Annotated in this window: 8 protein-coding genes; 5 read left to right on the top strand and 3 right to left on the bottom strand. The window is 66.0% G+C overall.

The genetic code is table 11. From position 1 onward, the window contains the following. The first annotated feature begins 96 nt into the window (after positions 1 to 96). Together leuA and ACQ4WO_RS14070 are read left to right on the top strand one after the other, a co-directional pair. Positions 97 to 1,803, top strand: a complete 1,707-nt coding sequence (gene leuA / locus ACQ4WO_RS14075) for a 2-isopropylmalate synthase (RefSeq protein WP_436481989.1) — start codon at positions 97 to 99, stop codon at positions 1,801 to 1,803. 169 nt (positions 1,804 to 1,972) lie between these two features. Continuing rightward, on the top strand, positions 1,973 to 3,574 hold the full coding sequence (locus ACQ4WO_RS14070) for a methyl-accepting chemotaxis protein (RefSeq protein WP_436481988.1): 1,602 nt from the start codon (positions 1,973 to 1,975) through the stop codon (positions 3,572 to 3,574). Between the two features lie 5 nt (positions 3,575 to 3,579). Here ACQ4WO_RS14070 and egtB read toward each other — a convergent pair whose 3' ends face one another. Next, a complete protein-coding gene (gene egtB, locus ACQ4WO_RS14065; protein WP_436481987.1) occupies positions 3,580 to 4,818 on the bottom strand; it encodes an ergothioneine biosynthesis protein EgtB in 1,239 nt (412 codons plus the stop codon). A 7-nt stretch (positions 4,819 to 4,825) separates the two neighbouring features. After that, positions 4,826 to 5,818 (bottom strand): L-histidine N(alpha)-methyltransferase, encoded by a 993-nt coding sequence (gene egtD, locus ACQ4WO_RS14060; protein WP_436481986.1) that lies wholly within the window; start codon positions 5,816 to 5,818, stop codon positions 4,826 to 4,828. Positions 5,819 to 6,130: 312 nt separating this feature from the next. On the opposite strand from egtD, the gene ACQ4WO_RS14055 reads away from it, so the two are divergent. The 3 genes from ACQ4WO_RS14055 to ACQ4WO_RS14045 all read left to right on the top strand — a co-directional run bounded on the left by ACQ4WO_RS14055 (position 6,131) and on the right by ACQ4WO_RS14045 (position 13,027). Then, a complete protein-coding gene (locus ACQ4WO_RS14055) occupies positions 6,131 to 6,823 on the top strand; it encodes an ABC transporter ATP-binding protein (RefSeq protein ID WP_436481985.1) in 693 nt (230 codons plus the stop codon). A gap of 180 nt (positions 6,824 to 7,003) precedes the next feature. Further along, positions 7,004 to 7,291 carry a hypothetical protein gene (locus ACQ4WO_RS14050; RefSeq protein WP_034757399.1) on the top strand — a complete coding sequence of 96 codons (288 nt, stop codon included), beginning with the start codon at positions 7,004 to 7,006 and terminating at the stop codon, positions 7,289 to 7,291. Positions 7,292 to 7,561: 270 nt separating this feature from the next. After that, positions 7,562 to 13,027 carry a DUF7379 domain-containing protein gene (locus ACQ4WO_RS14045; RefSeq protein WP_436481984.1) on the top strand — a complete coding sequence of 1,822 codons (5,466 nt, stop codon included), beginning with the start codon at positions 7,562 to 7,564 and terminating at the stop codon, positions 13,025 to 13,027. On the opposite strand, the gene ACQ4WO_RS14040 is transcribed toward ACQ4WO_RS14045, so the two are convergent. Then, positions 12,960 to 13,721, bottom strand: coding sequence for a GNAT family N-acetyltransferase (locus tag ACQ4WO_RS14040; RefSeq protein ID WP_436481983.1), 762 nt, complete (start codon positions 13,719 to 13,721; stop codon positions 12,960 to 12,962). The two genes, ACQ4WO_RS14045 and ACQ4WO_RS14040, sit on opposite strands and share 68 nt — an antisense overlap. Positions 13,722 to 13,760 lie beyond the last annotated feature (39 nt).

Genomic DNA, 13,760 nt, shown 5'->3' with positions numbered 1-13,760 from the left:
CGCTACCGATCGCTTGCCTGGCCTAGTGTCTCGTGGCCGCCCGGCAAGCTTGCGCCACAACCATTGATTTCCCCCTATCTTCAGGAGTACCCGATCATGATGTTGCAAAACCCAGCTTCCAAATACCGCGCCTTTCCTCCCGTTAAATTGACCGACCGTCAATGGCCGAACCAGATCATCAGCAAACCGCCTATCTGGATGAGCACCGACTTGCGCGACGGCAACCAGTCGCTGATCGAGCCGATGAGCGCGGAAAAGAAGCTGCGGTTCTTCGAAATGCTGATCGCCATCGGCCTGAAGGAAATCGAAGTTGGTTTCCCATCGGCATCGCAGACGGATTTCGATTTCGTGCGCAAGCTCGTCGATGAAGGCCGCATCCCGGACGACGTCACCATCATCGTGCTGACACAGTCGCGTGAAGAATTGATACGCCGCACTGTGGAATCCGTCGTCGGCGCCAAGCGCGCCATCGTCCACCTGTACAACTCCGTGGCGCCCGTGTTCCGCAAGGTCGTGTTCGGCATGTCGCGCGAAGAAATCACGAATATCGCCACCACCGGCACCACCTTGGTAAAACAGCTGGTGGCCCAGCATCCTCAAACGGAATGGGGCTTTGAATACACGCCGGAATCGTTCTCGACCACGGAACTCGATTTCTCCAAGCATATCTGCGACGCCGTCAGCGCCATCTGGAAGCCGACGCCGGCCAACAAGATGATCATCAACCTGCCATCGACCGTGGAATGCAGCACGCCCAATGTGTATGCGGACCAGATCGAATGGATGTCGCGCAAGCTGGCGCGCCGCGATTCCATCATCATCAGCGTGCACCCGCATAACGACCGTGGCACGGCCGTCGCCTCGGCCGAACTGGCAGTGATGGCAGGCGCCGACCGCGTGGAAGGCTGCCTGTTCGGCAATGGCGAGCGCACGGGCAACGTCGACCTGGTGACGTTGGCGATGAATTTGTACACGCAAGGCGTACACCCGGGCCTCGATTTCTCCGACATCGACAGCGTGCGCAAATGCGTGGAAGAGTGCAACCAGTTGCCCGTCCACCCGCGCCACCCGTATGCGGGGGACCTGGTATTTACGGCCTTCTCCGGCTCGCACCAGGATGCGATCAAGAAAGGTTTCGCCAAGCAGCAACCGGACAGCATCTGGGAAGTGCCGTACCTGCCGATCGACCCGGCCGACCTGGGCCGCAGCTACGACGCCGTGATCCGCGTCAACAGCCAGTCCGGCAAGGGCGGCATGGCGTACTTGCTGGAACAGGAATACGGCCTGGTCTTGCCGCGCCGCCTGCAGATCGAATTCTCGCGCGCCGTGCAAGCCGTGGCCGATGCCACGGGCCGCGAAATCGCCGCGCAGGATATCCATGAAATCTTCCAGAAGGAATACCTTGAGCAGACGGCGCCGTACGCCTACGCTTCGCACCGCATGGTGGAAGACACGAGCAGCGACGAATCCGTGCAGATCGACATCAGCCTGTCGCACCGCCAGACGCCATTGGCCCTGCAGGGCGGCGGCAACGGCCCCATCGATGCCTTCGTCAACGCACTCGGTCTCGACATCAAGCTGATGGATTACCATGAGCACTCGATCGGCTCCGGCGCCAACGCGCAAGCGGCTTGCTACGTGGAATTGCGCCTCGATAACGGCCCGACCCTGTTCGGCGCCGCCATCGACAGCAATATCGTCACCGCCTCGTTCAAGGCTGTCTTGTCGGCCGTGAACCGCCGCATCAAGCAGACGGACGCCGAAAAAACAACAGCGGCCGACGTGGCTGCCAGCGCCGCCTGAACACGGATCAAGCATCCCTCATAGGGAGAAAAAGCGGTACGGCTTGATCGCCGTGCCGCTTTTTCATTTCTGTAGAGCAATTAGTAGTGCAAATCAGGTATCGCCAGCCGTATAATCGTTTCATAACAAGACCACCGGAGACAGATCATTAGCTACCGAGGGAATCAGTATGAAATTGACGGATATGAAGATAGGCGTGCGCCTGGGCGCCGGTTTTGGCGTGGTGCTGCTGCTGATGGCAGTGCTGGTGGGCACGGGCCTGCTGCGCCTGGACAAGATCGGCGCGCTCAGCGAAGCCATCATCGAGAAAGACTGGGCCAAGGCCGACGCCATCGCCACCATCCGCAGCACCACGCGCTCGAACGCGGCCCTGGTGCTGGAACTGTTCATCCATGAAGATCCGGCACGCGCCAGCGCCATCCATGGCGAAATCGACGCCAACAAGGCCACCATCACCGATGCGCTGGTCATCCTCGACCGCCTGATTGTACTGCCTGAAGGCAAGGAACTGCTGGCTACGCTGAAGCAGCAGCGCAAGGCCTATGTCGTCTCGTTCAGCCAGGCAGACAAGCTGCTGGTGGCGGGACAGCGCGCGGAAGCGGCCGTGCACGTGCGCGACGATACCCTGCCCGCCCTGAACCAGTTGCAAAAGTCCGTGAACCGCCTCAATGAACTCCAGCGCGAAGTGGTCGTGCAGGGCGGCCAGCAAATCCAGCAGAATATTTCCGCAGCCAATGTGCTGATGGCCAGCCTGGGCACGGCCGCCCTGCTGCTGGGTGTGCTCTTTGCCTGGCGGGTCACGCGCTCGATCACCACGCCGATCGCGTACGCCTTGCGCGTGGCGCAAGCGGTGGCCGGAGGCGACTTGAGCAGCAAAATCGTGGCCGACGGCAAGGATGAAGCGGGCCAGCTGCTGCAGGCGCTGCGCGACATGAACACCAACCTGGCCACCCTGGTGGGGCAAGTGCGCGGCGGCACGGGCACGATTGCCGTGGCGTCGAGCCAGATCGCCAGCGGCAATGCCGACCTGTCGGCCCGCACGGAAGCCCAAGCCAGCGCGCTCGAAGAGACGGCCTCGTCGATGATCGAACTGACGGGCACCGTGCGCAGCAACAGCGACAATGCGCGCCAGGCCGACAGCCTGGCCCGCTCGGCGTCAGCCATCGCGCAGCGCGGCGGCTCGGCCATGGCGGAAGTGGTCGGCACCATGGACGCCATCAATGCATCGTCGCGCAAGATCGTCGACATCATCGCCGTCATCGACGGCATCGCTTTCCAGACGAATATCCTGGCCCTGAACGCGGCCGTGGAAGCGGCGCGAGCCGGCGAGCAGGGACGCGGCTTTGCCGTGGTGGCGTCCGAAGTGCGCAACCTGGCGCAACGCTCGGCCGCGGCAGCGAAGGAAATCAAGGAACTGATCGCCGACTCCGTCGACCGCGTGGGCCAGGGCGCGCAGCTGGTCAGCCAGGCGGGCGCCACGATGGATGAAGTGGTGGCCAGCGTGGGCCGGGTCAGCGCCATCGTCGGTGAAATCAGCGTCGCCAACCACGAGCAAAGCGAAGGCATCGAGCAGATCAATGCGGCCATCATGCAGATGGACCAGACGACGCAGCAAAACGCGGCCCTCGTCGAGGAAGCGGCCGCGGCTGCGGCGGCCATGCATGAACAGGCGGGCGAACTGGAAACCCTCGTCAGCCAGTTCAAGCTGGAGCAAGGCGGCAAGGACAAGGCTGCGCCCCGCCCTGCTCCGTCCGCCCCGCGCTTGAACTAAGCGGGCTATTCCACCTGGCGTGCCAGGCGGATGCCGGAAAATTGCCAGCGCGCGCCGGCGGGGAAGAAATTGCGGTAGCTGGCGCGCGCATGGCCGGCCGGCGTGGCGCAGGACGAGCCACGCAACACATACTGGTTCAGCATGAACTTGCCGTTGTATTCACCGAGCGCCCCCGGCGCCGTGCGGTAGCCCGGATACGGCGCGTAGCTGCTGCTGGTCCACTGCCAGCAGTGGCCGAACATTTGCCGCAAGCCCGCTCCCGGCGCGCTGGCGGCCGGATGCAGCTGGCCAACTTGCAGCGCGACGCCTTGCGCCGCCAGCTCCCACTCCGCTTCCGTCGGCAGGCGCGCGCCGGCCCAGTGCGCATAGGCGTCCGCCTCGAACAGGGACAGATGCGTGGCCGGCGCCTGCAGGTCGAGCGGGCGCAAGCCGAACAAGGTGAATTCCTGCCAGTGTCCCGCCTCGTCGCGCTGCCAGTACAACGGGCATGCCAGCTGCTGGCTGCGGACCCAGTCCCAGCCTTCGGCCAGCCACAAATGCGCCGTGCGGTAGCCGCCCGCCTCGATGAAGGTAAGAAATTCCCCATTCGTCACGAGCGCACTGGCCAGTTCGAACGGCGCCACGTATTGCGGGTGGCGCGGCAATTCATTGTCGAAACAGAAGCCATCGCCCGCATGGCCGATCTGCGCCAGGCCGCCGTCGAAGGCAAGCCAGGCCGTGGGTTGCGCGTGTTCTTGCGCTGGCGCAGGCGCAGGCGCAGTGTCAAGGTAAGCGGGAAACAGGGCGCTCTGCGCCAGCAGGTGCTTGACGTCCGTCAACAGCAACTCCTGGTGCTGCTGTTCGTGCTCGAGACCCAGCGCCAGCAGCATGGTCAGCCGTTCGCGCTCGTCGCGCGCCAGTTCGCCCGCCAGCAGGCGCGCGATGCGCGCATCGACGTCGGCCCGGTAAGCGCGCACCTGGGCCATGCCGGGGCGCGTCAGCAAGCCCCGCTGGGCGCGCGGGTGCTTCTCGCCCACGCCGTTGTAATAGGAATTGAACAGCACGCGGAAGGCCGGGTGAAAGGGCGCGAACGCCGCTTCCATGCTTTCAAGGATAAACGTTTCGAAAAACCAGGTCGTATGCGCGAGATGCCATTTCACGGGACTGGCGTCCGGCATCGACTGGGCGCCGCAATCCTCGTCGGACAGCGGTTCGGCCAGCAGCAGCGAGTGCTGGCGCACCTTGTTATAGTGATCGATCAGCATCTGTTTCTTAATCCCTGATAACCCGCGCGTAGATGACGGCAAACCACTGCTGCGGGTCCGTCCAGACCTGCACAGTGGAAAACCCGGCCTGCTCCAGCAAGCCGACGAAGGTGGCGCGCGTGTATTTGTAGCTGTCTTCTGTATGGATGCGCTCGCCTTTCGCAAAGCGCCGCTGGCCGCCTTTCCAATGCACAAGCTGCTCGCTGCGCGCCTCCAGGTGCATTTCGACGCGGCGCTCGTCGGCGTTGAAAAAGCCGTGGTGCTGCCACGCACGCACGTCGAAGTCGGCGCCGATCAGGCCGTTCACGTGGCGCAGCATGTTCAGGTTGAAGGCGGCCGTGACGCCCAGCGCATCGTCATAGGCGGCGTCGAGGATGGCGTCATCCTTGATCAGGTCGACGCCGATCAGCAGGCCGCCATCGCCGTCCGCATTCGCGCGCAGGCGGCGCAAAAAGGCGGTCGCTTGCTCAGGCGCAAAATTGCCGATCGACGAGCCGGGGTAGAAGAACAGGCGCCGCGCGTCGCGCACGCTGTCGGGCAAGTCCAGGCGGCTGGAGAAATCCAGGCCCAGGCCCGTCATCTCGATGTGCGGAAAGCGCTGCTGCAGCCGGCTCAGCGATTCACTGAGGAAATTGTAGGAAATATCCACGGCCACATACTGTGCCGGGTGCAACAAAGGGAACAGGCTGGCGGCCTTGGCGCAATTGCCCGCGCCCAGGTCGATCAGGGTGCTGCCCGGCCCCACGGCGTGGGCGATCTCGGCGCCGTGGCGGGCGAAGATGGCCGCTTCCGTGCGCGTCGGATAGTACTCGGGCAAGGCGCAGATGGCTTCGAACAGTTTCGAACCGAGCGCGTCGTACAGGTATTTGGGCGACGTCCAGGCATCGCGCGCCAGGAGGCCGCTGCTAATCTCGGCTATCGTGGCAGGAGTGGCGCTGGCCGCTTCTGCGTTGCTGGCGGGATACAAATTGGACTGCTGTTGCGCAAGTGGCATGGTCATGGGCTGGCGTCGTCAATGTTAGGTTCACGAAGGGCTTGCACGGTCAGCCACCGGGCGCGCCGCCCCTGCCATAGCGGTTTGCAGGCGCCTTGCCGATGACTTTTTTCCATCATAGCGGAATCCGCATAAGCCAGCCGTGCGGCAGGTAACTTAAGGTCAAACCGGCAGCGTGCACACAACATTGGTATTACCAAGCAAAAAGCATAAGCCTGTCGTATACTACACATTGCCGGCCAAACAATCCGCGCGCCATTGCAGTTCCCAGGCCCCCCTCTCCCCCGCGTGCCTCCCTTTACGATAGCCGTTAACACCATGCTCGAATTGCGCCATCTGTCGAAGTCCTATGCCAATGCCCGTCCCGTGCTGGCCAACATTTCCTGCCGCTTCAAGGCCGGGGAATTCATCGCCATCATGGGCGATTCGGGCGTGGGCAAGTCGACCTTGCTGAACCTGATCGCCGGCCTCGATACGCCCGATGCGGGTGCCGAAGCGCACCCTATCCTGGTGGACGGCATTGCCATGTCCAGCCTCGATGACGCCGCCGCGACCCGGCTGCGTCGCGCCCGCATGGGCTTTATTTTCCAGGCCTTCCACGTCTTGCCGCACCTGACCCTGCTGCAAAACGTGGCCCTGCCGCTACTGCTCAACGGACTGCCCCAGGAGCGTGCCGCCAGCATGCTCGAAGCCGTCGGTCTGGGCGGACGCGGCGGCGACTTTCCGCAGCAGTTGTCGGGCGGCGAAATGCAGCGCGTGGCCATTGCCCGCGCGCTCGTGCACAAACCGGCGCTGGTGTTGGCCGATGAGCCGACCGGCAACCTCGACCCTGACACGGCGCACAGCATCCTGCAATTGCTGCGCGCCGAAATCAAGGCCAACGGCAGTTGCGCCATCATGGTCACGCATTCGCTGGCCGCCGCTGAAATGGCGGACCGGACCATGATTCTAACGAAAAGCGGCTTACAAAATACAACAACGGTCAGCCAAATTGATCAAACAATCAGTTAATTTAACTGACCATCTGTCACAAGTTTTGTTATCGTAGTATTATTGAAAACACTTGCCTGGTTATCAATGTTGTAACGCGCATGTTGTCACGTCACCTCAGACAGCCGTACTGCGATGACGAACTTTAGCCGGGACCGCATACAGTGGTCTCGTCCCTTGCATAACCTGAAGGAGGAGTAAATGAACGTTCGGCAAAAGAAGCTGGAAATGATTGAAGCGATGAACCGGGCGCGTGCGCTCGAACCATCGAGTTTTGTCCCCAACAAGCTGCTCGATACCTTGATCGAGAAGTTGAACTTGAAAAATGATGCGGAATTGTGCCGTGTCCTGGAAGTTCAGCCTCCCATCATCAGCAAGATTCGACACGGCAAACTGTCGGTCGGTGCAACGATTTTATTGCGCATGCATGAAAAATCGGACATCACCATCCGCGAACTGAAGGAACTGTCCGCCACGCCAGTCCATTAATTTGCCCGCTGTTGTAATGCCATGCCAGGTACCCCAGGCTCCCGGCGCAATGAACTTTTGCCATACAATTCGCGTAGTTCGCTCACCGCACAACATCCGAGCACGATAGCGAAGAGACCCAGCCCAAACCATGCTGACCGTTTCTCTGCCCTGCCGCTCCAGCCCTCCCGGCTTCTCCCCCCCCTGCATTTCCACTCAAACTTGATCTGACACAACACGCATAGTCCCCGCAGGCATCAAGGTCAGCTTTTAACCAGCGATCCCAACCGCATGTCCAGCGATCCCCTTGCGCCGCCCGTGCTGCGCCTGACGCTCACGCGCGATCCCCTCGCCAGCGCCGGCGACTGCCCCGCCGCGCCCGGCTGGCACGCCGAAACCCACGTGCTGTCCAGCGCGCGCGGCATTGGCAGTTGCCGCACCATGCTTGACATCGGTCCGGACGATGTGGCGCAACTGCTGCTGTGCGACGGCAGCTCGCTGCTGGCGGGCAGCCTCGACCTGCCACGCTACCTGGGGCCGGCCACGGTGGCGCGCGACGGTGCGCCCGCCAGCATCGAAGTGGGGCTGGCCCTGCGCCCGCAGGCGGCGCGCCAGCCGCCCGGCGCCAGCCGCGACGGCCTGGGCGCCTGGATGCTGCGGGCCGTGCGCGTGTACCGCTGCGGCGCCGCCGCCATGACGGCGCTGGCGGCGGCGGGCGCCTTCCAGGACCGCCAGCTGGAACAGCGCCTGGGCCTGTACCGCTGCGGCATCGAGGCAGGCAGCATGACGGCCGTCGCCAGCCTGCCCGCCGGGCCGGAACCGGCAATGCTGCTGTTGCACGGCACGGCCTCGTCGACCCAGCGCAGCTTTGGCGGCCTGTGGCGCAACGGCCTGGCACCGCAACTGGCGGCGCAGTACGGCAACCGCATCTACGGCTATGAGCACCGCAGCCTCAGCGACAGCCCCATCGAGAATGCGCTGGCCCTCGTGCGCCAGCTGCCGCACGGCGCCGTGCTGCACCTGCTGGCCCATTCGCGCGGCGGCCTGGTGGGCGAATTGCTGGCGCGCGCGCAGCGCATCGACAGCCGCGGCGCCGTCGACCTGGCCGGCGACGGCCTCGAGCGGTTGAGCGAAAACACCGTGGGCGGCGAAGCGTTCAACAGCCACGATATCGAACATTTCACGGCGCAGGCGCGGCTGGGCGGACGCGGCGGCTACGACGAGGATGCGGCGCGCCTGCGCGCGCTCAGCGTGGAACTGAAGACGCGCGCCATCCGCATCGCCCGCTTCGTGCGCGTGGCTTGCCCGGCGCGCGGCACCACCCTGATGTCGGGCCGCCTCGACCGCTGGGCCAGCGTGATGTTCAACCTGCTGCTGCACGGCGGCGTTCCCGATGGCGCCATGGCCTTCCTGCTGGCCGTGGTGCAGCAGCGCTGCGACGCGCGCATCCTGCCCGGCCTGGAAGCGATGATGCCCGACTCGCCGCTGGTGGCGCTGCTCAACGCGCCCGACGTGCGCGTGTCCAGTCCGCTGCACGTGCTGGCCGGCGCCTGCAGCGGCGATGGCTTGCTGGGCTGGCTGGGCGACTGCCTCGGCGACCAGCTGTACGGCGGGCAGAACGACCTGGTGGTCAATTGCGCCTCGATGGCCGGCGGCGCCACGCGCAGCACGCCGGTGCGGCAATTGCTGCTGCGCGGGCCGCACACGCACCACCTGAACTACTTCGAGCGCGCGCCGTCCAGCGCGGCCGCCGTGCAGGCGCTCACCGGCGACGAGGCAGCCTACCAGCCGCTGCCCGGCATCGAGCACGGCCCGCTGGCGCGCGGCGGCGAAGTGCCGAAACGGCGTGCGCACGCGCCCATCGTGCTGCTGTTGCCCGACATCATGGGCAGCCATCTACAAGTGGGCAGCAACCGCATCTGGTTCGACCCAGTCAACCTGGTCGAAGGGCGCATCGAACGCCTGGCAGTGGGCCAGCCGCACATCGTCAGCGCCGGCTGGATCGAGTCCTGCTATGAACCGTTTGCCCGCTTTCTCGCGCAAAGCCAGGAAGTGCGGCCCTTTACCTATGACTGGCGCTTGTCGCTGCAAGAGTCGTGCCGCGCCTTCCTGCCCGTGCTCGACGACGCCATGCGCGACGCGGAACAGCGCGGCCAACCGTTGCGCATCGTTGCCCACAGCATGGGCGGGCTGGTGGCGCGCCTGGCGCTGAAAGACCGCTGGCAGCGCTTCGGCGCCCTGCCCGGCAGCCGATTGCTGCAGGTGGGCACGGCCAACCGCGGCACGCAGGCGATGGTGCAAGTGCTGCTGGGGCGCGACCGGCTGGTGCAGATGCTGGCCTGCTGGATAGGCTGGAAGCACACGCGGCGCCAGTTTCTCGGCTTCGTGCGCGCCTTTCCCGGCGTGCTGGACATGCTGCCGTGGCCGCAGGCGGCAGGCGGTGTCGATTATTTCGACGCCAATACATGGGTGCAGCTGGCCGTCGGCGACGCGCAAGCGAACCTGCCCGGCGGCTGGCAGGCGCCCGAGGCCCAAGCGCTGGCGGCGGCGCGCGCCACCGTCGCCTTGCTGGAAACGGCCCCGCTCGAGGCCCGCCTTTGCAGCTACCTGGCGGGCAGCGCCGCCACGCCGGTGGCGCTGCGTCTGCGCAACGGCGGCATCGAGACGGCCTGGTCGCCGGACGGCGATGGCCGCACGGCCTGGCAAGGCGCGGTGCCCGACGGCGTGGCGGCCTGCTACCTGCCCGTGGCGCATGGCGATCTGCTGCTGCAAAAGGAAACCTACCCGGCCATCGCGCAGCTGCTCGACAACGGCCATGCCGCCGCCCTGCCGCGCCACCCGCCGCACGCGCCCGGCGGCGCCCCGCCCCGCTTCCATCCGTACGTGCCCGAGGCGACGCCGCTGTACCCGCAGCCGCAGGAATTGCTCGACGCGGCCATCGGCGCCGCCGGCCCGGCCAGCGCGCCGGAAAGCCGCGCGCCGCGGCTGAGCCTATCCGTCATCCACGGCAGCATGGCCTCGGCCGACGCGCCCGTCATGAGCGGCTGCTACGCGTCCGAATCGCTGCGCGGCAGCATGAGTTTTCTCGACCGCCTGCTGGCGGGCAAGCTGCAGGAAATCCACGCGCTGGGCCGCTTTCCGCAACGCCCCGACTCCGCCCTCGTGGTATTGCAGCCCGATGCGGCGCGCCGTCCCGGCGGCGCCATCGTCATCGGCCTGGGCGCGCTGGGCGAACTGACGCCGGGCGAACTGGCGCGTGCCTTTGCCGGCGGCCTGCTCGAATACGCGTGCGTCTGCCTGCAGGTGCGCGCCGCCGGCCACGTGGCCGCGCCGCCGATGGGCGAACACGGCTTGCGCGTGGCCAGCCTGCTGTCCGGTTCCGGCTACGGCGGCTTGAGCATCGCCCTGTGCGCGCGGGCCCTGATCGACGGCGCGCGCAGCGCCAACCGGCGCCTCGAAGACGCGGGCATGGCGTGCCGCATCGGCCACATCGCCATCTATGAACAATCCGAGGCGCGCGCCATCGCCGCCGCCGTGGCCATCGAGCAGATCATGGCAGAAGCACGCTACCAGGGCAGCTTCACGTTCGAGCGGCGCATCCGCCACAGCCCCGGCGGCTACCGGCGCATCCTGCCCAGCCTGAGCGGCGACAATGGCTGGCGCCGCGTGCAGATCGTCGCCGCCGATCTCTCCGGCGCCCTGCGTTTCACCGTGCTGACGGACCGCGCCCACAACAGCGTCGACGAGGAACCGAACCAGCGGCAAGCCGTCGATGGCCTGATCATGGATGCCACCGACAACACCACCGACCAACCGGGCCTGTCGCGCGCCCTGTACGAACTGATGCTGCCCAATGGCCTGAAGGCAGCCATCCCCGAAATGCGCGGCCTGATCCTGGCCGTCGACCAGAGCGCCGCCATCTATCCGTGGGAACTGATGCGCGACGAGGCGGGCAGCGAGGAAAGCCCGCTGTCGACCCGCATCGGCATGGTGCGCCAGCTGGCCAGCCTGCGCGAGCAGCCGTCCGCCGTCAGCCCGCCCAGCAACAGCGTGCTGGTGATCGGCGACACCGATTCCGGCCTGCCCGAGCTGCCCGCCGCGCAGGCCGAGGCGCAGGACGTGGCGCACATGTTCGGCACGTACGGCTACCAGGTGCGCGAGCTGCTGCGCCCGCAGGCCCAGCGCGTGCTCGTGCACCTGTTCGACGAGCGCTATTTCGCCATCCACCTGGCCGGCCACGGCGAAGTGGCCGGCCCCGGCATCGCCCATACGGGCCTGGTGCTGGGACCGAAGACGCGGCTGACGGCGGCGCAGGTGGGTAAATTGAAGCGCGTGCCGCAATTCGTCTTCATCAATTGCTGCCACCTGGGCGACATGCGCCCGGACGCCATCGCGCCGTGGTCGAAACTGGCCGCCAGCCTGGCCACGGCCTTCATTGAAATGGGTTCGCAAGCCGTGATCGCGGCCGGCTGGCGCATCGACGACCAGGCGGCCAGCATCTTCGCGCACAGCTTTTATCACGCCATGCTGAGCGGCGAATATTTCGGCGACGCCGTGCGCCTGGCGCGCGAGGCGGCCTACCTGCAGTTCCCGGCCTCGAACACCTGGGGCGCCTACCAGGCGTATGGCGACGACCGCTACCGCTTTCCGAACACCCAGAGCCGGCCCTGGCAAGCGCCCGACTACCACTACCACGGCCATTTGCTGGCCGACCTGGAAACCCTGCACGCGCGCCTGGCGGGCGCCGATCCTGCGCGCCGCGCGGCCATCGAGGAAAAGCTGGGCAGCATCGAGGAAGCCGTGCGTGCGCGCTTCTTCGGCTGCGCCGACATCCGCGAAAACATGGCCGCCACGCGCGCCGGCCTGGGGGGACTGGAGAACACCCTGCGCGCCATCGAACACTACCGGGCGGCGCACAGCGCGGCCGACGGCAAGGTGGGATTGCGCGCGCTGGCGCACTGGGCGGAACTGGAAATACGCCAGGGCGCGGCCCTGTGCGGCCTCGATGCGGGCGCCGGCATCGAGGTGCCGGCCGTGCCCGATATGGCGCAGGGACGCCAGTTGCTGCAGGATGGAAAACAGCATGTCGACCTGCTGGTGGCGCTGGCGCCCACGGCACAGCGCCTGGCCCTGCTGGGACGCTACTGGGCCTTGCAGGCGCGCCTGGCCTGCCGCGACGGAAACTCCGGCGCACCGGCCCTGCGCGCCATGACGGATGCCTGCCTGGCCGCGCTGGAAGAAGCGCGGCGGCGCACCGGCGTGGCCGACTGCGACCTGATTTTTCAAGTGCTGGCGGGGACCCTGCTGCTGAAAGCCCATGGCGACAGCGGCACCTGGCGCGCGCTCGATCCGCAGCTGGGCGACTTGCTGCACGACGCCATCGCCTATGCGCGCCAGCGCCACGCGGACGAACACCGCGCCATCGACGCCGGCGCCCCCGTGCGCGCCGCCCTGCTGGCGGCCCTGTGGCAGGTGCCGGACGGCCAGCCTTTCGACGCGCCCGCGCGCGCTGCTTTCCTGGCTCTGTACCACGACGCCGTGCGGCGCCACGGCAGCATCGGCGAACCCGAAACGATCACGGCGCCGCTGCGCTTCCTGCTTGAACTGCTGCCATACGACAGCCCGGACACCGGCTTGCGCAGCGCCGTGCAGGCGCTGGCCGGCCAGCTGCAGGCATCATTCCCCGCTATCAGCCAGGCACCACCCCGTAATGGCGCGCATAGCGTTCGTCCAGATTCGCCAGCGGCATCATCATGAACATGTCGGCGCTTTCGAAATCAGGATCCCACGCCGGTTCGCCGCAAATCCACGCACCCGAACGCAGGTAGCCCTTGATCAGCGGCGGCACTTGCGGCTTGTGCGCCGCTTCCACCTGGTGGATGGGGAAAGGCAGATGCGGCGTGACGCGGTATTCGCTTGGGGCCATGTGCTTTTCGGCCAGTGCCTGGTACACGGCGACGGCGTTATGGCCGCCATCGGCCAGGCTGATGCTGGCGCAGCCGACCAGGTAGTCGCAGCGCTCGCGGCGCATGTACTCGGCCAGGCCCGACCACAGCAGCATGATCACGCTGCCGCCCCGGTATTTCGGGTGGATGCAGGCGCGGCCCGCTTCGACCATGCGTCCGCGCAGGTTCTTCAGGCGGCTCAGGTCGAACTCGTTTTCCGAATACAGCCGGCCGATCTTGGCCGCCTTGGCCGCGCTCAGCACGCGGTAGGTGCCCACCACTTTCAGGGTGTCGGCGTCGCGCACGATCAGGTGATCGCAGTGCGCGTCGAATTCATCGCTGTCGAGGCCATCGGCGTTGGCCAGCGACGTCAGCCCCATGGTCTCGATAAACACCTTGTAACGCAAACGCTGCACTTCGCGCAATTCCGCCGATGTCGTGGCCTGGCTCAGCACCAGTTGGACCGGACGGGCCTTGGCTTCGTTTGATGCGATTATGTTTTGCATGGTTTCATCCCTGTGATCAAGACGACTCCAGCGTACTTG

It is taken from the genome of Janthinobacterium aestuarii (genome assembly GCF_051380835.1).
Taxonomy (GTDB): domain Bacteria; phylum Pseudomonadota; class Gammaproteobacteria; order Burkholderiales; family Burkholderiaceae_D; genus Janthinobacterium; species Janthinobacterium aestuarii.
This window is presented reverse-complemented; position numbering and strand designations above follow the sequence as displayed.

What these genes read in the sequence shown, in the direction of transcription:
- leuA (WP_436481989.1), top strand. Translation starts at nt 97, where the DNA reads ATGATGTTGCAAAACCCAGCTTCCAAATACCGCGCCTTTCCTCCCGTT.
- ACQ4WO_RS14070 (WP_436481988.1), top strand. Translation starts at nt 1,973, where the DNA reads ATGAAATTGACGGATATGAAGATAGGCGTGCGCCTGGGCGCCGGTTTT.
- egtB (WP_436481987.1), bottom strand. Translation starts at nt 4,818, where the DNA reads ATGCTGATCGATCACTATAACAAGGTGCGCCAGCACTCGCTGCTGCTG.
- egtD (WP_436481986.1), bottom strand. Translation starts at nt 5,818, where the DNA reads ATGACCATGCCACTTGCGCAACAGCAGTCCAATTTGTATCCCGCCAGC.
- ACQ4WO_RS14055 (WP_436481985.1), top strand. Translation starts at nt 6,131, where the DNA reads ATGCTCGAATTGCGCCATCTGTCGAAGTCCTATGCCAATGCCCGTCCC.
- ACQ4WO_RS14050 (WP_034757399.1), top strand. Translation starts at nt 7,004, where the DNA reads ATGAACGTTCGGCAAAAGAAGCTGGAAATGATTGAAGCGATGAACCGG.
- ACQ4WO_RS14045 (WP_436481984.1), top strand. Translation starts at nt 7,562, where the DNA reads ATGTCCAGCGATCCCCTTGCGCCGCCCGTGCTGCGCCTGACGCTCACG.
- ACQ4WO_RS14040 (WP_436481983.1), bottom strand. Translation starts at nt 13,721, where the DNA reads ATGCAAAACATAATCGCATCAAACGAAGCCAAGGCCCGTCCGGTCCAA.